Origin of the sequence: Lacibacter sp. (assembly GCF_035299325.1) — a bacterium.
Taxonomy (GTDB): Bacteria; Bacteroidota; Bacteroidia; order Chitinophagales; family Chitinophagaceae; genus Lacibacter.
The window spans coordinates 39,657-58,623 of record NZ_DATGWT010000013.1; the positions used below are offsets into that span (position 1 = coordinate 39,657).

At 40.6% G+C, this 18,967-nt stretch carries 14 protein-coding genes; 4 read left to right on the forward strand and 10 right to left on the reverse strand.

Features of this window, described 5'->3' with window-relative positions; translation table 11 throughout:
* Nucleotides 1-171: 171 nt before the first annotated feature.
* Nucleotides 172-1,176, forward strand: a complete 1,005-nt coding sequence (gene nadA, locus VK159_RS08250; protein WP_414672823.1) for a quinolinate synthase NadA — start codon at nt 172-174, stop codon at nt 1,174-1,176.
* Nucleotides 1,177-1,322: 146 nt separating this feature from the next.
* Here nadA and kdsB read toward each other — a convergent pair whose 3' ends face one another.
* Nucleotides 1,323-2,039, reverse strand: a complete 717-nt coding sequence (gene kdsB, locus VK159_RS08255; RefSeq protein WP_324229652.1) for a 3-deoxy-manno-octulosonate cytidylyltransferase — start codon at nt 2,037-2,039, stop codon at nt 1,323-1,325.
* Nucleotides 2,040-2,166: 127 nt separating this feature from the next.
* Here kdsB and VK159_RS08260 point away from each other — a divergent pair, with 127 nt between their 5' ends.
* A complete protein-coding gene (locus VK159_RS08260; RefSeq protein WP_324229653.1) occupies nt 2,167-2,799 on the forward strand; it encodes a DUF1080 domain-containing protein in 633 nt (210 codons plus the stop codon).
* A 9-nt stretch (nt 2,800-2,808) separates the two neighbouring features.
* Here VK159_RS08260 and VK159_RS08265 read toward each other — a convergent pair whose 3' ends face one another.
* Complete coding sequence (locus VK159_RS08265) at nt 2,809-3,192, reverse strand: VOC family protein (RefSeq protein ID WP_324229654.1); 384 nt, start codon at nt 3,190-3,192, stop codon at nt 2,809-2,811.
* 405 nt (nt 3,193-3,597) lie between these two features.
* Between VK159_RS08265 and VK159_RS08270 the strand changes: the two genes are divergently transcribed.
* Nucleotides 3,598-5,721 carry a hypothetical protein gene (locus tag VK159_RS08270; RefSeq protein ID WP_324229655.1) on the forward strand — a complete coding sequence of 708 codons (2,124 nt, stop codon included), beginning with the start codon at nt 3,598-3,600 and terminating at the stop codon, nt 5,719-5,721.
* Between the two features lie 147 nt (nt 5,722-5,868).
* Here VK159_RS08270 and VK159_RS08275 read toward each other — a convergent pair whose 3' ends face one another.
* A complete protein-coding gene (locus tag VK159_RS08275) occupies nt 5,869-5,979 on the reverse strand; it encodes a VOC family protein (RefSeq protein ID WP_324229790.1) in 111 nt (36 codons plus the stop codon).
* Between the two features lie 8 nt (nt 5,980-5,987).
* Entirely contained in the window at nt 5,988-8,162 is a 2,175-nt protein-coding gene (locus VK159_RS08280; protein WP_324229656.1) for a TonB-dependent receptor, read from the reverse strand.
* Nucleotides 8,163-8,696: 534 nt separating this feature from the next.
* Between VK159_RS08280 and VK159_RS08285 the strand changes: the two genes are divergently transcribed.
* On the forward strand, nt 8,697-9,350 hold the full coding sequence (locus VK159_RS08285; protein WP_324229657.1) for an ABC transporter ATP-binding protein: 654 nt from the start codon (nt 8,697-8,699) through the stop codon (nt 9,348-9,350).
* 110 nt (nt 9,351-9,460) lie between these two features.
* Here the strand turns inward: VK159_RS08285 and VK159_RS08290 are convergent, their stop codons facing one another.
* From VK159_RS08290 to VK159_RS08315, 6 genes are all read right to left on the reverse strand, one after another.
* A complete protein-coding gene (locus tag VK159_RS08290; RefSeq protein ID WP_324229658.1) occupies nt 9,461-13,219 on the reverse strand; it encodes a DEAD/DEAH box helicase in 3,759 nt (1,252 codons plus the stop codon).
* 407 nt (nt 13,220-13,626) lie between these two features.
* Nucleotides 13,627-14,358: a 2-phosphosulfolactate phosphatase gene (locus VK159_RS08295; protein ID WP_324229659.1), complete on the reverse strand. Its 732-nt coding sequence runs from the start codon at nt 14,356-14,358 to the stop codon at nt 13,627-13,629.
* Between the two features lie 70 nt (nt 14,359-14,428).
* Complete coding sequence (locus VK159_RS08300) at nt 14,429-16,513, reverse strand: matrixin family metalloprotease (RefSeq protein ID WP_324229660.1); 2,085 nt, start codon at nt 16,511-16,513, stop codon at nt 14,429-14,431.
* A gap of 91 nt (nt 16,514-16,604) precedes the next feature.
* Nucleotides 16,605-17,075: an SRPBCC family protein gene (locus VK159_RS08305; RefSeq protein WP_324229661.1), complete on the reverse strand. Its 471-nt coding sequence runs from the start codon at nt 17,073-17,075 to the stop codon at nt 16,605-16,607.
* 104 nt (nt 17,076-17,179) lie between these two features.
* Nucleotides 17,180-18,265, reverse strand: coding sequence for a glycine cleavage system aminomethyltransferase GcvT (gene gcvT / locus VK159_RS08310; protein ID WP_324229662.1), 1,086 nt, complete (start codon nt 18,263-18,265; stop codon nt 17,180-17,182).
* Between the two features lie 105 nt (nt 18,266-18,370).
* Nucleotides 18,371-18,889: a GNAT family N-acetyltransferase gene (locus tag VK159_RS08315; protein ID WP_324229663.1), complete on the reverse strand. Its 519-nt coding sequence runs from the start codon at nt 18,887-18,889 to the stop codon at nt 18,371-18,373.
* Nucleotides 18,890-18,967 lie beyond the last annotated feature (78 nt).

Sequence of the window (18,967 nt, forward strand, 5' to 3'; positions counted from 1 at the left end):
GCCTTCGCTAACTTTGCAAAAGCAATTAAAGAGGAGATATCCACTAATTCACATACATAATAGTAATAGATTATTAAATAAATAAGTATCTATTAAGATATACTACGGTAAAAGAGCTAAATTTTTTTAACCTAGTTTCGAATCAAATTTAAACAAAGCGTGATGAACACAATGCTTGTAACTGATCCAAAGATAAACGTTGAAAAAAATGGATTTTTAAATATTGAGCTGGATCCTGAGTTGGATCTGTTCGCCGAAATTGAACGTCTCAAAAAAGAAAAAAATGCCATTATCCTGGCGCACTATTACCAGGAACCGGATATCCAGGATGTGGCGGATTATATCGGCGATAGCCTTGGACTTGCGCAAAAAGCAGAACAAACAGATGCAGATATGATCGTTTTTGCCGGTGTGCATTTTATGGCTGAAACCGCTAAGATCCTGAACCCCACCAAAAAAGTGGTGATTCCTGATCTGAAAGCCGGTTGTTCGCTCAGCGACAGCTGCCCGCCGCCTTTGTTCGAACAATTCAAGCAAAAGCATCCTGATCACCTTGTGATTTCCTACATCAACTGCAGTGCGGGAATAAAGGCTTTAAGCGATATTATCTGCACCAGCAGTAATGCACAAAAAATTGTGGAAAGTCTTCCAAAAGAGCAGAAGATCATTTTTGCGCCCGATAAAAACCTCGGAGCTTATATCAACAAAGTAACCGGCCGCAACATGGTGCTGTGGAATGGCGCCTGTATGGTGCATGAAATATTCAGCGTGGAGAAGATCACGAAACTGAAACTCCGTCATCCGAACGCAAAAGTGATTGCTCACCCTGAGTGTGAAGAACCGGTGTTGAAACTGGCTGATTTTATTGGCAGCACCACCCAACTACTCAAATACACGGAAAAGGATAACAGCCAGGAATATATTGTTGCTACTGAAACGGGCATTCTTCATCAAATGATCAAGAGTAATCCTCACAAGACCTTTATACCTGCTCCTCCTGATAATGCATGTGCATGCAACGATTGTCCGCATATGAAGCGGAATACACTAGAAAAGATCTACCTGTGTATGGAATATGAAATGCCGGAAATTTTAATGGATGAAGAATTACGGTTAGCAGCGAAGAAACCCATTGATCGTATGCTTGAATTGAGTGCTCAGTTTGGATTGATCTAAAAGGTTATAAAATAAAAAAGGGGCCAGATAGAAATCCTGCCCCGTTTTAAAATCCAATATCCTATGAAAAACCGAGTGTAAGATAGAAACGTTTTCGAGAAACCGAAAGACTTTTCCATATTTTTTTTAAACAATAGGGTTTTTACTTATAAAAGCTGTTTCGCTTTCTCTAAATCGGCGGGAGTATCAATAGAAACGCCAACAGGTTCAGTTACAGCCATTCGTATTCGAAAACCGTTCTCTAAAAGCCGAAGCTGCTCTAATTTCTCTGTTTGTTCAAGTAATGAGGCGGGTAAAGCAGTAAACTGCAGTAAACTATCTTTCCGGTAGCCATACATGCCGATATGTTTATAATAAGCGACCGGCGTTGAGGCATCTCTTTTGTAAGGAATAACACTGCGGCTGAAATAAAGCGCATCCATTTGTTTATTCACCACCACTTTCACACAGTTCGGATCATTGATCTGTTCTTCATCTGTAAGAATATGCATCAACGAACCAACCTGTACCGACTGATCATGAAAGATGTTGCATAATTTTTCAAGTGATGAACGTTGCACAAAAGGTTCATCGCCTTGTACATTTATCACCACATCAACATTCATTTCTTTCACTGTTTCTGCAATACGATCTGTACCGCTTTCATGTTCTTTACTGCTCATCACTGCTTTCCCACCGTTGGAAATTATTTCCCGGTAAATGATGTCACTGTCAGTTACCACCAATACATCGGTAAACAAACCGGTGGCTACAGTATTTTCATACGTGTGGCGAATGACCGTTTTAGTTCCCAACATCTGCATCAGCTTTGCAGGAAATCTTGTGGCCGCATAACGGGCAGGTATAACAGCAATGATCTGCATGGAACAAATGTAAACTAACTGCTAATTTTTCTTTCTGTTTCTTTCAACTTTCCTGCACAACAGAAAAAATGAAATACCCTAAAAATGAATGAATACATTTGTTTACTTTTTATTTAAAACTTCAGCCATGCGATTCCTCCAACTTACAGCAGTATTGTTCTCTGTTATTTTTTTACTTTCAGCAACAAACAAAAAACAAAAATGGGTTTCGTTGTTTGATGGTAAATCACTTAATGGCTGGAAAGTAGGCGCTAATCCCGAAACGTTTAAAGTGGAAGATGGTGCCATTGTAGTGAATGGAAAAGTGGCTCATTTGTTTTATGATGGTAAAGTCGGCAATCATGACTTCAAAAATTTTGAACTGAAGCTTGATATCATGACCAAGCCCGGCTCAAACTCCGGCGTATATATTCATACGCAATACCAGGAAAGCTCATGGCCAAAAAAAGGATATGAAGTGCAGGTGAATAATTCACAAGGCGATTGGCGCCGTACCGGAGGTTTGTATGCTGTGCAGGATATAAAAGAACCACCGGCAAAAGACAACGAATGGTTTACCATGCACATTGTAGTGAAAGGTAAAAACATCAAAGTTTCTGTAAACAATAAACAATTGGTTGATTATACAGAACCTGAAAATGCTGTGCGTGAAAAAGGAATGGAAGGCCGCTTACTCAGCAGTGGTACTATTGCACTGCAAGGCCACGATCCAAACAGTAAAGTGTTGTATAAAAATATTCAGATGAAAGTTCTTGACTAAACGAAGAATTTACAATTCATAAAACTCAATTGGTAATCCATCAGGATCTGCAATAAACGTAAAACGTTTGTTGGTAAATTCATCAACACGCACAGGTTCAACTTCTACTTTGTGTTGTTGTAAATGTTTTATTACAGTTTCAATATCATCTACTGCAAAAGCTAAATGACGAAGACCGCATGCTTCCGGTCTTGATGGACGTACAGGTGGCGATAGAAAAGAAAACAGTTCAATAATATATTCTCCATTCAATGCAAGATCGAGTTTGTACGAAGTTCGTTCCTTGCGATACACTTCACGTATAACAGTAAGTTGGAGTACTTCTGTATAAAATTTCTTCGACCGATGGTAATCTGAACAGATGATGGCGATATGGTGAACAGCTTGTAACATGAAAAACGAATTGAATTACAAATATGCTTGGAAATACAAAAACTCTCTAACAGGGTTTATAAATACGTATTCAAAACTGTGTAGAACAAGAATGAAGTGATCTCGTACAGACGAAAAAGGCAAAGCTGTTTTATTAACGTCATATTTTTAAAAAGGTTCTTCTGGCACAAGTATTCCGACCCTGCTGGCAACCGTTACGAATCTTCTATATTGAATTTCATTAGCAGCACAAGTTTGAGTGATCTTTTTTCGTCTTGTAAATACCAACAATCTAATCGCTTTCATTTTACAGAACCGTAAATTTGGAAACCGTATTTGATTCTTCCAGATTTAGCGGCAAGGTATACCATAAGCAGAACCTGAAATCAGAATAAAAAAAACAGATCTAAAACCAAAAACAGTAAGATGGTAAATAACCAATTGTTCAAAAAGATGCTGCGTTTCCACTTTCATAAGCAACCGATCCTTTTACTTTTTATTTTCCTTTTTGCACTAACAGTTACAAGTGCGCAAAACAGCCTGACTGCAAAAAAGAATACTAACAAGTTTATTCATAAAGGGGCGGGTAACCCCTACCTCCCATTGTGGGAACATTTACCTGACGGCGAGCCCCGTGTTTTTGAAGATCCCGACAAGCCGGGAAAATTCCGTGCCTATATCATTGGTTCGCATGATCTGCGGGTGAACAGTTATTGTGGTCCTGACATCCGCATCTGGTCGGCTCCGGTAGAAGACTTATCGAGCTGGCGGGATGAGGGCCCTGTGTTCACTTACCCGATCGACAATCAGTGGGATGTAATGTATGCCCCAGACCTGGTAGAAGTGAAAAGAAAGAACGGTAAAAAAGAATATTACCTGTACCCGCACAGTCGTGGTCGGAACAGGGAAGCAATGGTAGTAAAAGGCGATCGTCCCGACGGGCCGTTTACACCCATCAACTTAACAGCAGATGGCAAGGCTACTGTACCGGGAAGTATTTTAGGTTTCGACCCCGCCGTGTATGTTGAATACATCACTGATCCAAAAGATCCTGATTACGCAATTGGTTTCCGTGCCTATGGTTACTGGGGTTTCCAGGGATCGTCTGCAGCACAGTTAGATCAGAACACCATGTACACACTGCGTCCCGGCACCAGTATTCTCAAACCTTTTTTACCAGCAAGCGCACGATATGGTGGAGCACTTCGTGAACCTGCAGGTACGGTGTATCCCAGCATTTTCCCGAATGAAGATCTGGGAACCTTCAACTTTTTTGAAGCTTCATCGATCCGTAAAGTGGGGAACAAATTTGTGACCGTGTACAGTGGCTATTCCGGACCGGATTATGGATTGAGCAGCTCTAACTCTACGTTGCGTTATGCCTATGCCGACTCTCCGTTAGGCCCATGGAAAAGCGGTGGTGTATTGGTGGATTCCCGTGCGCCGGTTCTCAATCAGGATGGAACCGCTTTGCAAACAAGTTACTCCGGACACAATACACATGGAAGTATACAGGACATCAACGGTCAGTGGTATGCGTTTTACCACCGTCCGCCACGGGGCTTTGGTTATGCACGTCAGCCCATGGTTGCACCGGTTACTGTTATTGCCGATGAAAAACCGGTAGCAGATGGTGGAAGAGTTACCATCAGAGCATACGATCCTTATGCAACAGATAAGTTGTGGACCGCAAAAGACAGCCAGGGAAAAGAATACAAAGGCGCAGAAGTTACTTCAGAAGGTTTTCATTTCTATGGCCTCGATCCCTATCAATATTATTCTGCCGGATATGCCTCTTATCTTTCAACTCCGGCCACCCAGCAGGATTCGTGGGATATCTGGGATAATCATATGCCGATTGAAAAAGTAAAAAATGGCCACATCGTCGGTTATAAATATTTCGGATTTGGCGGGTTGTCGCAGAATAAAAACGGTTTGAAAGCTTTTGCAGGAACGAAACCCGGCAACCAAACGAAGTTTCATCTTTTCCTTACACCCACTACAACAAAATCGTTCAAAGTGAATATATGGCTGGACGGGCCTTGGGATAATGCCACATGGAACGGCAAAAAAATCGGTGAAATAATTGTACCAGCTAATTCCAAACAGGAAGTTACCCAATTCAGTATCGACGTAGCGAAATACGTAGATAACCTGGATAAAAAGCATGCGATTTTTTTAGTAGCAGAAGGAGACAGCACGGATGTACTGTTCAATCTAAGCGGTCTTGGATTCAGTTCAAAGACAAAGAAATTGGTACGTCCTGTTGTTCCTGTTGTAAACATTATGGTCAATGGAAAAGGAATTGACATTCCTGCTACGCCTGTAAGGTCTACCAATGCGAATGGAATTACGGAATACAACATTTACCAGGCTACGGTGAAAGTGCCTGCAAGTGAAACAAACATTCCAAGAGTGACAGCGTCTTCGAACAACCGTACTGTAAAAGTGAGCATTACACAAGCAGCAACAAAAGATGGTAAAGCAGTTGTAAAATTTGACTACAAAGGCGTTGTAAAAACGTACAATGTTCTATTTGTGCCGGAATAAAATACACTACACTTCTGCAGCATACTATAAACATAAAGAAGAAGGAAGTACAACTGTACTTCCTTCTTCTTTATACATTCAATCTTCAGCCGTTTAATTTTTTGGCTTCTTCTGGCGCAGGTCGGGAGAACGGGGCCATCCCCGTTCTTAGCGATATACTTCACGTATCACAGTAAGTTGAAGTACTTCAGTATAAAATTTCTTCGACCTTTCAGAATCTGAACAGATGATGGCGATATGATGTACACAACTGAGGATAAATGAGTTTACAACTTGATTTTAATACCGCCATTTACAACAAAGCCGTCGACTGGTGCATAAATATCACGGAAGGTTGGGTTGTTGATTGAACCGGTATAAATAGTATCAAATCTTGTTTGTCTTGTATTAAGAAAGTTTTCAAAATTGATGAATACAGAAAAACGCTCCCAAAGTTTTTCAGCCATAAAACCACAGATCCAGTAAGGCTTGCCGGTTGCACCATCGTTCAATTGTTGCTTACTGAAATAATACGCCTCTAAACCCAGTTTTAGTTTTTCTTCGATCTCATACATCAGCACATTATTCAAACGGTGCTTGGCAACAAGCGGAAATGTGCTGCTGTTTCCATTATAGCGTTGCTGCACATCAGCAAGTGTATAACCAATGAACAATTTAAAATCAGCATAAGAAATTTTCACGTTGGCCTCCACGCCTTTTGTATCAATAAAACCGACCGGTTGTTGAAAACGATAAACATTATTCACTTCAGGAACAAGCACCAAAGGATTGTTTACTTTGGTATAAAAGAAAAGTGTGTTGACAGATAATTCAACTTCCTCTCCAAGTTTTGTTTTGTAGTTGAGATCAAGATTACCACCGATTGATTCTTCAGCTTTTGTATTAGCCACATCAATTGGTAATACATTACGGAATTGAATACGTTCTGCATCTTCTGTAAACACGGTTGGTGTTTTATATCCAAGCCCGCCACCAACTCGCATCGAAAATTGTGAACTGAATTTATACAATGCAGAAATTCTCGGCAATGCAAAAAAGCCATATTGATTTTGGTAATCGCCACGCAAACCTGTTTCAAGAATAAACTGTTCCGTTGCATTCCAGGTGTTTTGTACAAACAGGCCAACTGTTGTGTGCGAATAATTTACTTTGGAACCGGAAGCCGGATCGTTTTGTGTGAACTGATCGGTCCACACATTCATACCCGTTATCCATTCCAGTTTTTCATTTTCATGACGATAACTTGCTTCACTGAACGACGCTGTTTGTAAACCTGCAAAACGAAAACCGGGAACAGAAATGCTGCGGTCATAAAAACTCACACTGTTCTTCAAGGATAGTTTTGATTGCGGATTGATATTGTAATCATACCCCGCCTGTGTGCTGATACGTGTTGTTTTATTTTCTTCGAAATAAAGATTAGGGTTGTTCGCAGGATCTTTAATATAATTGAGATCACCACCGATCCTGTTTTCAAATGTGCCGTTTACACCAAGATGAAGCGTGCTGCGTTCATTTAAATAAAGAAACAGTTTTGGATTAATGGTAGTGCGTTTGAATTTTGGAATAGCAGTTAAACCAATATCTGCAGGATCGTAAGCAGTACCTGCATTGAAGGAAGCAAAAACTGTTGTGCCAACCTTCTTGAATTTTTCTGAATAAAAAGCACTTGCATCTAAACCCAAAGCAGAAGTACCATTGAATAAAAAATTGAGCTGCCTTTCTTCACCCGGTGTTCTTGATACAAGATTCACCAAACCGGCAATGGCACCGCCGCCATACAACGTAGAAGAAGCACCTTTGATCACTTCCACCTGCTTGAGATCAAGAGGAACAATTTGTAATAAACCAAGACCGCCTGAAAAACCGGAGTACAACGGAAAACCATCACGCAATAATTGCGTGTATTTTCCATCGAGCCCCTGTATGCGGATGCTGGAGTTATAGGAAGTAGCTGATGTTTGTTGTGTTTGTATACCCGTGCTTTCATTCAGCATCATGCGGATATCACCAGGTTTCATATTGCCTTTCTCTTCGAGCTCTTCGCCGGAGATCGTTTCAATACGTGTGGGGATATTGGCAATGTACCTGCTTGTTCTTGTGGATGTAATGATGATCTCTTCTTCCTCTTCATGTTCTTCTTCGTTAAGCACTACAACAAGCGTACTGTCTATTGGCAACTGAACCGAAACCGTTTTTGTTTCATAACCCACATGCGAAAACAAAACCGTGTACACAGCAGCCGGAAGATCGTAGAATAACACCACGCCATTACTATCTGCAACAGCCGTACGCTTGAGTTGTTGAATAACTGCCGTGGCAGCAGCCAGCGGTTGATCCTGTTCATTTTTTACCACTGCTTTTAAACTGTATTGTGCAACAGATGAGAAACTGGAAAAAAGAACGATAAAGCCAAGAAGTAGTGAGCGGAGCTGCTGCATAAGGTTGATGAAAATTTGCTGCGAAGATAGCATTTGGTTTAGCGTGGATGGATGTAGAGAATCGATTTGCTTGTGATATGTTTGATGAATTAGTTTCGAGGTAATCAATGCCAGAGCAGTATGTTATATTTGAGATACTCGATTTAATGCAGCCAATCGTTTTATATCATAAATTAGAGCGACGTATCTAACACGAACAAAGTTTATCTATGGATCAGACATCTTAGGTATGCGACTAACAAAAACCATAAGGCTCCTTTGGACATTCTACAAAAGCTTTGTCTTGTCTACCGGTTTAATAACAATTTGTAGTTTGTTATTATTCTGGAAATACGGTTTTAGTGCATTTGTTGCTTTATTCTGGTTGAAAATCGCAACACTTGGTTTGACATTCTATTTCATCGACAATTACAAGTGCAGAGAGTATTACTATTTTCAAAATTTAGGAATTTCCAAGGTTTTGTTATGGACAGCAACACTCATCTTTGACTTTGTTTTATTTATCCTGTTGATAACCCTAGTATACAAATTCCGATGATTCATAAACTAGAGGCCGATAGTATTCAATTTGAAATTAATGGTAGAAAAATATTGAGAGATATTTATTTGAAATGTGAGACGGGTAAAATCACAGGTATTTTGGGCAGAAACGGAGAGGGCAAATCTTGCCTGATGAAAATTATCTACGGAAGTTTAGAATGCGAAAAATCTGTCCGCTTTGACGATGTTGCACAACATGAACCGTTCAAAAGACCCGACCTGTTGCTTTATCTTCCGCAGTTTAACTTTATCCCTAAATCACTTTCCCTCAAAAGAATATTTGATGATTATGAATTGGAGTATTCGTCATTTGAAAAACGATTCCCGGAATTTAAAACAAGGCATAGCTCTATCATAAATAGTTTGTCCGGTGGAGAACAGAGATTAATTGAACTCTACATTGTAGTAAAGTCAAGGTCTCAGTTCGCAATGCTTGATGAACCTTTTACTCATTTGAATCCACTTCAAATTGAAAAAGTACAGAATCTGCTTTCCGAAGAAAAAGAAAATAAAGGACTATTATTAACAGATCACATGTTTAGATATATTACAGACATCTGTGATAGCTTATATGTACTGACGAATGGAAAAACTCATTTAACGAAAAACATCTCAGAGCTGGAAACAATGGGTTATGCAAGACTTTAGCAGTTTTTCTTGTCCATCAGCTTCGGTAATTACAAGTACAAAAACATGCACAATATAAAAAAGGAAGTACACCGTACTTCCTTTTCTTTATTTGCTTCTTCGTGGCAAAACTAACTAAACAGATATTCCACATCTTCCCTGCTCAAACTCTTCACAAATCCGTTATCATCGGCAATCAGATCACGTGCAAGTGAACGCTTGCGTTCCTGCAGTTGTAAAATTTTATCTTCAATGGTATCCTTACAGATCATACGATAGGCAAAGATGTTATTGGTTTGCCCGATACGATGTGTACGATCGATGGCCTGTTGCTCAACAGCAGGATTCCACCATGGATCAACAATGTACACATAGTCGGCAGCGGTTAAGTTCAAACCCACGCCACCGGCTTTCAATGAAATAAGGAATACTCTTGTTTCTTCGTTGTTCTGGAAATCCTGCACCGCTTTTTCACGATCAGCAGCAGAAGTACTACCATCAAAATACACAAACGGAATATTCAGCTCTTCCAGTTTTTCTTTGATCAACGCCAGCATACCAAGGAACTGAGAGAACACCAACGCTTTGTGGTTACCCATGTTCTCTTCCAGCTCACGTACCAACTCATCAAGTTTAATGGAATGGTTCGGCAACTTCTCTGCTTCGTTTAAGATAAACGGTGAATCACAGATCTGCCTTAGTTTCATCAAACCTTGCAGGATGGTCAATTGCGATTGACCAATACCCACTTCTTCAATGGTACCAAGAATTTTTGAACGGTATTCGTTACGATAAGCATCATAAATTTTACGTTGCTCGCTTTCCATTTCGCAATACAAAATGCTTTCTGTTTTTTCCGGAAGATCTTTTGCCACCTGTTCTTTTGTACGGCGGAGAATAAACGGAAACAACAGTTTGCGTAAATGATCTTTCTGTTCTTTCTCTCCAAACTTATCAATCGGTGTTGCAAAATCATTGCGGAAATGTTCAACCGTACCGAGCATACCAGGGTTGAGGAAGTTCATTTGTGCATACACATCAAATGTATTGTTCTGCAACGGCGTACCACTCATGCACAAACGGTGTTTGCTTTTGAGCAGGCAAGCTGCTTTCGCTACTTTACTGTTTGGATTTTTGATGGCCTGGCTTTCATCCAACACCACACAATCAAACGCTTGCTCACTTAATAATTTAATATCACTGCGGAGCGTACCGTACGTCGTGATCACTACATTGAACTGATCGAAGAACGCTTTATCACGGTTACGTTGTGCGCCGTGATGGATATGATAAGTGAGTGATGGTGTAAATTTCTTAATCTCGTTTTCCCAGTTATACATCAACGTTGTGGGACAAGCAACCAACGCTTTCAGCTTTCCATTCTTTGTATGTGTGTGTTGCAAAAACGAAAGTGCCTGGATGGTTTTACCCAAACCCATATCATCAGCCAATATACCACCCCAACCAACTTCACTTAAAAAGTTGAGCCAATGAAAACCACTTTCCTGGTAAGGACGAAGAATAGGTTGCAGATGTGCAGGTGGATCAACTTTTTTGATGTGTTTGAATTCACGCAAGCGTTCATACTTTTCTTCGAGCTGGATCATCAACTCTTCTTCGTTCCTGTTTTCATACAGTTCATCAATAACACTGATATGATATTTTGATAAACGAAGTTGATCCTGTTTGTTTTCACCCACACGGAAGAGCATGGAATAACGCTTGATCCATTCTTCGGGTAGCACACCCAAGGTTCCATCCTGCAATTGCACAAGTGATTGCTTGTTGGCCAACGCTTTCTTTACTTCAGCAATGCTCACACTCTGATCGCCAAACACCACTTTCACTTTTGCATCGAACCAATCAACACCATTGCTGATATAAATTTCTGTTTTTGGTTTGGCTGTATTGAAACGGAAATTCTTAAGTACTTCCCAACCTTCAACCGGTACTTTCATTTCCTTCATGGCATCCACAAACAAAAAGAACCAGTTGTTCTTTAATACTTCTGCACCTTTCAGTGCCAGTTGTGCGCCGCCTTCGGGTTTAATGAATTGTGAATGCAGTTTTTCTACCTTCTCAATAAACTCATTTTCTTTTTCACGGTTGCGGCTTACAATGATCAATCCATCTTCACCGGGAAGAATAATTTCTTCTTTATCGTTCGGCCTTACTTTATATCCTTTGTAACTGAAGGTGGGCACCATCACTAAATAATCACCACGCTCCTGTAACTGCAACGTAATATCGGGCTCGCCCGATTTTACTTCTTTGATCAATGCCTGGTCGAAATCAACATGATAGTCACGTGCAATTTTCAATGCTTCTTTTTCAAGGAAAACAGACAGATCGGCATTACTGATCAGCCTGTTTTTGTTTGATGCAAAATCGATCACCAGTTGTGCATCTTCCTGTTTTTCCCAGGTGCGTGCTTCGTTATTGAATAAGAAAATGAGCGGACTGTTCCAATCATTCTCATGCACATCCATGGCCACGCTGTTGATCTTCACTTTACAACTCCACTCCCATTTATTCTTCTGTTGTTTGAGTTCGAAGAATGGTTTCAGGAAAGTTCCTGTTGTGGATATGTGTACGAGGTTTTTTGTTTTGAATTCTTTTCCCTTCGGCAGAAGCAATACCGGCGAATTTGTTTCTGCAAATAATTTCTGAATGCGTGGTAATAAATATTCCAGCATTAATGTTTTGGTGTCTTCGGGAAGATCATCTTCTTCGTGATGAATAATGTTTTCCCAAATGCCGGAGAAAGGTGAATTGCGGTTTACAAACTTGCTGATCTCTGCAGGTTGCAAACGACGCAGCAATTGTAATAACAGTTTGTCATTTTCTGAAAGATCTTCTGTTTCAATAAACTTGCTGACGTCTAATTTTTCCACAGTACCGGTAAACTCATTTCCTTCTTCGTCCACTTCGCCTTTTACTACTTCAATACTGAAATAAGGAAACTGCTTGGTGTTGTTGTTTAACACCACACCCAGCCGCACAGATTGTTTTACCTCTTCAACAGTTTCAACTTCTGTCTCTGTTTCATTTGTTACAGCAACTGTAGCAACGGGTTCTGGTTTTTTTAAGGTAGAAGGTTCAACACGTTTTACGCCGGGATCAAGCACCCGGAGAAACGGTTTCCCGTCTTTATAAATGAATTCAAATTTTTCCTGCCAGTTATCGTTGAGTGAATAACCATAAATGCCCAACAGCTTTCCTTTTTCTTTATCCATGTTGCGGATGCTGTCGAAATACATGGGCCCGTGTGCATTAAGCAACTGCATAAACACAATGGCTTTATGTTCACAAATAGCATGAGCATTTTCTGCACAGGTGCAGGATGTATCGAAATTACGTTCGTCGTTTTTCTGAATGGTTACCGGCCATGTTTCACCGTTCATTTGCAACTCGGCTCTTACACATTCATCTTTTGCAGAAAGAATCGATGCTTTGTTGCTGCGTAAGAATACTTCAGCATCATCTAATGCCGCAGCAGCAGTGAGTGTGCGGATGGTTTTCAGTTCAATGTTTTTCATCTTCACCACAGTATGGCGCTGATCGTACTGCAGATCTTTAAGACCAAGAATATTTTTATCTATGAGGTCCTGCAATTGAAACAAAGAAGCTACTTCGTGCCGGCAGATATCGCCGAGATTGTAAGGACAACTGCAACGTACATTCATGGCGTTGGCATCTTTGTACTTCTGGATATATACTTTGTAAAAAGTTGAGTAAGAATCGTCACGCACACGAAATACAACTGTGCCCATGAGTTCATCATGTTCTACCAGTTCCGCAAAACCAATAGCATGAATTTTTTTCCCTCTACGGATCACTTCTTCGGTACCGTGATTATAAGCGAACTTCAACAGATGTGGTAAAGCCAAGCGATAATAGTTTTACAATTTTCAATAGCGGCATTTCACAGAAAACTCGAAGAGTTCAGAAAAGGCCAATCTGCAAAAGTAAAGGCTTTAAATGCACATTTCCCGTTAAAAAAAGAAAGAAATATCAACAGTTGTAAAGTGATTGCTGAACAGGAAAAGGTTCTTATCTTTACAGGTTTTGTTTTTGCGAACGAAAGCCACGGAATAAGAATGTTTTTTGCTCACCGATTGCACTGATATACCACGGATGATTACATTAAATTTATCCAGTGTATTTTTTCTTTGTGAAACTTAGTGCCTTTGTGCCTTCGTGGTTCAAGAATGTTTCGCCACAGATGAACACAAATAAACGCAGATAGATTTTGCCAATTTGCTTATTGACTATTGTCCATTGTCAATTAATTCTCTTAGCCTCTTAATAACATTCCTTCTTTATACAACGGCAACACGTTGGCTATATCGGGAGTCATACAAAAACGGATGTCTTCGATCAAACCAAAACGATCAACCAAACGATGATAATGTGTAAGCTTTGGCGCAAAGCCATGCAGATCATCTTTTGCAAGATCATATTGCAGTTCTGCAGAAAGAGAACTATCGCAATGAATGGTAAAGTTTTCTTTAATGCGGCTGATAACAGCACCGGCAAATAACGTGTCTTCTAAATTATAACGGTCTTTCCAACCGGCGCAACCAAGTACAACATTCTTGTTTTGTTTGACTAGGAAATCACATACTGCACTTAAGTTGGGAAATGAACCGGTGATGATTGTATCGGCGTCATTATCCAGGGCCATTTGTAACAAGCGTGTACCGTTTGTTGTGGTGAGTACCAGGGTTCTGTTCTCAATAAAATCACGACTGTATTCAAGTGGTGAATTACCATGTTGTAATCCTTCGGCAATTTGTCCGTCACGTTCACCTGCTGCAATGCTGCCATCAATGTTTTTGCTGAGTGCGATTGCTTTTGCTACTTCATCAACAGGAATTACACATTGTGCTCCGTTGTGTAATGCTGATGCAATAGTAGATGTTGCACGAAATACATCAATGATCACTACTACTGCGTTTCGCAGATCGTATAAATGTAATAATGCCGGTGAGAGACAGGTATAAAGTGTGGGTTTGTTGTTTGCCATGAGGCGCAAAAATAAGAAAGAGCAGTGAATGCTGCTCTTTCAGGTAAGTATTGTTATGATTTCTTATTGATCAATTGCCGAGCACCAGCTTTCCTGAAATTGTTTGATCTGTATCTACAACACGATAGCTGTAATAGCCTTTCCGCAGATGTGAGAAGCTGAATTGTGCTTTGCCGTTGGTTACCGTTGTATTGAAGATGAGCTGACCCATTGCATCAAACAGTAAGAACTGCACTTTCCTGTTTTGTGATTCTTTGTTGTACAATGAAAGAGTATTACCATCTTCACTGCTCCACACTTTCCATTGTTTGCTTTCTTCGCCCTTTACAAAAATGATAGATGAACTTACCTGGTGATTGTCGAGATCTTTTTGAATTAAGCGATAGTACCATCCGTATGGACCGGCATTGTTATCAGGGAAACTATAAGCCTGTGGTTCAAGTGAAAACTCTTTGCCTTTTACAAAACCAATACGTTGAAAACGTTGAGAAGTTTCGCCACGCTCAACAATAAAACCATCGTTGTTTAATTCCTGGATGGTATTCCAGTCTAATTGAATTAAACCATTGGTCATTCGTTTAGCTTTTAATTCACCAAGCGTGATAGGTAATGTTACACAACTACCAGCCGCAACAGTTTGCATTTCTGTACCCGAGCCGGCAGGATTAAAACAGGTAGAAACAGATGAATAAGAAAGTTTATCATCACCACCGGCAATATCATTACTTGCCAATGTTCTTGATACAACTCCGTTTGCAAGTGCATAATGCATTACGTTGCCCGGTGCAATGACGTGACCAAGCCCATGCGCATGACCAAGTTCATGCAATGCCACTGATTCAAAATCAAATTCAGAACCGGAAGGTGATACCGGACCAAACTCCCAGTTAAAACCAGCGAGAGGAATATCTCTGAATTGAATATCCATATCTGCCAACCACCAAACCGTATTGTTTTGATTGCAACCGCCTGTTGCTGATGCATCAAAATTGCTGGTGCAAACGCCGAGCGTTCCTGAAGGAAGCGATGAATTGAAGTAAACTGCGTTTACACCATCGTTGGCCGAAGTTGCAACCGAAGTTGTACCGCTGGCACGAAAGCCAACACCGGTAGCGCAACGCCAGCTTATCAATGCACGGTTAAACGCAGCCACAGCTGCTGTGTTAGACGCGAAGGATGTATTGAACTGAAAGGTGTAACCGCCAATACCATCAAGATTTCGGAGGTAATAACGTTGACGTGTAGCTGATGCAAAGCCAAAGAAATCATTATTGATATCAATATGGCTGTATTGCACATTTAAATTTGATGCAGATGTTGTGCTGCCGTTGACGTTGATAGGTCCAGTGCCAGCTGAGGAAGGAACTTTCACTGTAATGCTGTTATCGCTCCAGGAAATTATATCGCTTGGTTGTGATGATGCAATAAATGTAGCGCCACCATCATCTGCATTGGTGAAATAAACGGTGCCTGCGCTTGCGCCAAATCCACTTCCATTGATCGTGATCTGATCGCCTGCCACAACCGTTCCCGCTCTCGATGTACCCGGTGAAAAAGAGGTAATGGCCATTGTTCTGTTAGCAACGGGATTTGCAACAACAGCTGTATATTTTTTTCCTTCGGGGTTTAACGCATCTACCTTGCTTACTTGTTTAATCCGGTTAAGTAATTCTGTTTCTGTCATCTTTTGGTTTTGCACCGCATCAATAAACAAATTCTGTTGCTGAATAATTGCACCCTGCGCACCGGCATATGGAATAGTTTGCAAAGCATTCGGATTTTTTTTCAGTAACTGTTTGCTTTGCTTTTTTGTGGCAGCTGTTTGCAGGAACAAAACATAGCGTGTGTTTTGTTGCAATTGAAGCGAAGGATAAACAACTGTTGAACGGTTTTTATAAACACCACCTTCGGTAATAACATAAACGGTTGGTAGTGCACGTGAGTTTTTAAGCCATGCATTTACACTGATCTTGTTGACTGTGTATACCTGCATCGTGTTTGAATCAATAAAACTTTCTTTTTCTGTAACAACACCGCTGATCACAACATCAGAAGAGGATACCCTTTCCTGTAAAGAAACAGGAACCATCAAACATTGCGACGATAGTTGAGGAATAGAACAGGCAAACGAGAAAGCAATTAGCAGGAGGCGCATACTTGCTGGTTTCATCAGGATACGATTTGTGTACAAGTATAACTATTAAAGGTTATTTGTACAAACTATCAACAGCAGGAAAACACTTAAATTATAATAAAGCCTGCCATTTCGTGCTTTCCGCATACTCACGAATCGTATTGTTCCGTTTCTCAATAAGTAGTTTCATATAACCTGTGAGATAAATACGGCTGAAGAGTTTTCCAACAGAACCATACGGTGCTTCAAACTCAACCTTGTCGATCATGATGGTGCCGTTGTTCACAGCTTTGAAATGATGCTTGTGAGCATAAGAAACAAAATCACCTTTCTCCATAACATCTTCAAAATAATCAGGACTTGTCATCTCCGTGATCTTTACCGTCATGAATCTTGTTTTAAACAGGTGTTTTGCTTTCCAAGTAACGTACTCACCCTGTTTAATAAGACCGGATGTTACACCGCCAACAGCTTCTTCGTTATTATCCTGCTGCGAAATTTTATGCAAGCCAATATGCCGGCTTAGATCAAACACCCGCTCAATGGGTGCGGCAATAAATGTGGTTACGTGAATGGATGGCATAGAAGGATGGTTGTTTAAAAAACGATGAGTCACCTTTTTCGTTGGTGACTCATCGGCTGATATTTAGCAGCAAGAATAATGCCTTTAACTTTTTCGGTGTGTTTTTACAGGAAAGGAGTCTTAACCACTTTTGCTTTCAACAGTTTATCACGCACTTCTACATAGATATCAGAATCAAAATTTGCATGAGAGGTTGCCACGTATCCAAGCCCGATCGCTTTTTGAAGAGAAGGAGATTGTGTACCGCTGGTTACTTTGCCAATTTCATTACCATCAGCATCTTTGATCTTGTAATCATGACGGGGAATACCACGATCGATCATTTCAAAACCAACGAGCTTACGTTTTACGCCTTCGGCTTTTTGTTTTTCTAAAATTTCTTTTGCAGTAAAGTCTTTGTTGAATTTTGTAACCCAACCCAGCCCGCCTTCTAATGGTGAAGTTGTATCATCAATATCGTTGCCGTATAAACAAAAACCTTTTTCTAAACGGAGTGTATCTCTTGCACCAAGACCAATCGGTTTAATACCAGCTGCTTTCCCTGCCTCAAAAATGGCATCCCAGATTTTATCGGCAGCACCATTGCTGTCTTCAAAATAAATTTCAACACCGCCTGCACCGGTATAACCTGTTGCACTTACCAAAACATTCTCCACACCGGCAAACGTTCCTTTTACAAAGGTGTAATACTTCAGGTTAAGGATATCCATTTCAGTAAGCGGCTGCAGAATTTTTGTAGCGTTGGGACCTTGTATTGCAAGCAAACATGTTCTTTCGCTGATGTTGTGCATCTCAACATTGTTGGTATTGAACTGCTGAATCCAGTTCCAGTCTTTTTCAATGTTGCTGGCATTTACCACCAACATATACACTTTGTTTTCTTCCACACAATACACCAACAGATCATCCACAATACCACCTTGCGCATTTGGTAAGCAACTGTACTGTGCTTTTCCGTTGGTTAGTTTAGAAGCATCATTGCTGGTAACACGCTGAATAAGATCCAACGCTCCTTCACCTTTTAAAATAAACTCACCCATGTGGCTCACATCAAACACACCGGCATTATTACGTACAGCAGCGTGTTCATCATTAATACTGGTATAAGAAATGGGCATATTGTAACCGGCAAATTCAGCCATTTTCGCACCAAGGGCAATGTGTTTGTTTGTAAAGGGGGTTGATTTCATGCTTCGATCATTTGTGATGGCCACAAATGTAAAGGAAGCAGGAGAATGAGCCGAGAGAAGTTTTAATAAATGGCGATTTTGAAAAAACGATTGCGCATCCGGCTGTTATTGTGGAGGGTTCCAATTGCTTCGCTCCAGGATATAAACAGCCGTTTCATCGTTGCCAAATATCCTGTTTTCAACAAACCGAAAACCGAGCCGTTCATAAAACCGACGTGCTGCAGTATTGGAAATAAGCGGATCAATGAGAATAGCAGTAACAGGTTTATTTGCGAAGCAGCGTTCAATGGCCAGTTGCATCATGCGTGTGCCATAACCTTTGCCGAGATGTTCTTTTTCACCGATCCAAATATCAATGGCCCGAAGATTTTGCTCTACCTCGCCCCAGTAGTGTGTTTCTTCCAAAGCAGGGTCAATGATCTGGATAAAACCGATGGGCCGGCCATTCAGTTCGGCTATGAGTTGTTCACGCCAGGAAACCTGTTTTGGTAATTCTGTTGCCCACTCCCAGTCATCGCTGGGATCGCAATCGATCACATGCTGCTGTTCATCCCAATATTCGAGTGTTGACAGATCTTCAATTGTGGCTGCACGTAGCGTTATGTTTTTTGGTAGTTGCTCCATAACCAAGCCAGGTTTTGCTGCAATAAAATTACCGAAGATAACCGAGCAACCAAAGTATGCCGTAGAGTATAGCGATGA

Coding starts and splice junctions, on each gene's coding strand:
- VK159_RS08260 (WP_324229653.1), top strand. CDS start 2,167: ATGCGATTCCTCCAACTTACAGCAGTATTGTTCTCTGTTATTTTTTTA.
- VK159_RS08295 (WP_324229659.1), bottom strand. CDS start 14,358: ATGGCAAACAACAAACCCACACTTTATACCTGTCTCTCACCGGCATTA.
- VK159_RS08300 (WP_324229660.1), bottom strand. CDS start 16,513: ATGCGCCTCCTGCTAATTGCTTTCTCGTTTGCCTGTTCTATTCCTCAA.
- VK159_RS08285 (WP_324229657.1), top strand. CDS start 8,697: ATGATTCATAAACTAGAGGCCGATAGTATTCAATTTGAAATTAATGGT.
- VK159_RS08265 (WP_324229654.1), bottom strand. CDS start 3,192: ATGTTACAAGCTGTTCACCATATCGCCATCATCTGTTCAGATTACCAT.
- VK159_RS08270 (WP_324229655.1), top strand. CDS start 3,598: ATGGTAAATAACCAATTGTTCAAAAAGATGCTGCGTTTCCACTTTCAT.
- VK159_RS08305 (WP_324229661.1), bottom strand. CDS start 17,075: ATGCCATCCATTCACGTAACCACATTTATTGCCGCACCCATTGAGCGG.
- gcvT (WP_324229662.1), bottom strand. CDS start 18,265: ATGAAATCAACCCCCTTTACAAACAAACACATTGCCCTTGGTGCGAAA.
- VK159_RS08315 (WP_324229663.1), bottom strand. CDS start 18,889: ATGGAGCAACTACCAAAAAACATAACGCTACGTGCAGCCACAATTGAA.
- kdsB (WP_324229652.1), bottom strand. CDS start 2,039: ATGCAGATCATTGCTGTTATACCTGCCCGTTATGCGGCCACAAGATTT.
- VK159_RS08280 (WP_324229656.1), bottom strand. CDS start 8,162: ATGCAGCAGCTCCGCTCACTACTTCTTGGCTTTATCGTTCTTTTTTCC.
- nadA (WP_414672823.1), top strand. CDS start 172: ATGCTTGTAACTGATCCAAAGATAAACGTTGAAAAAAATGGATTTTTA.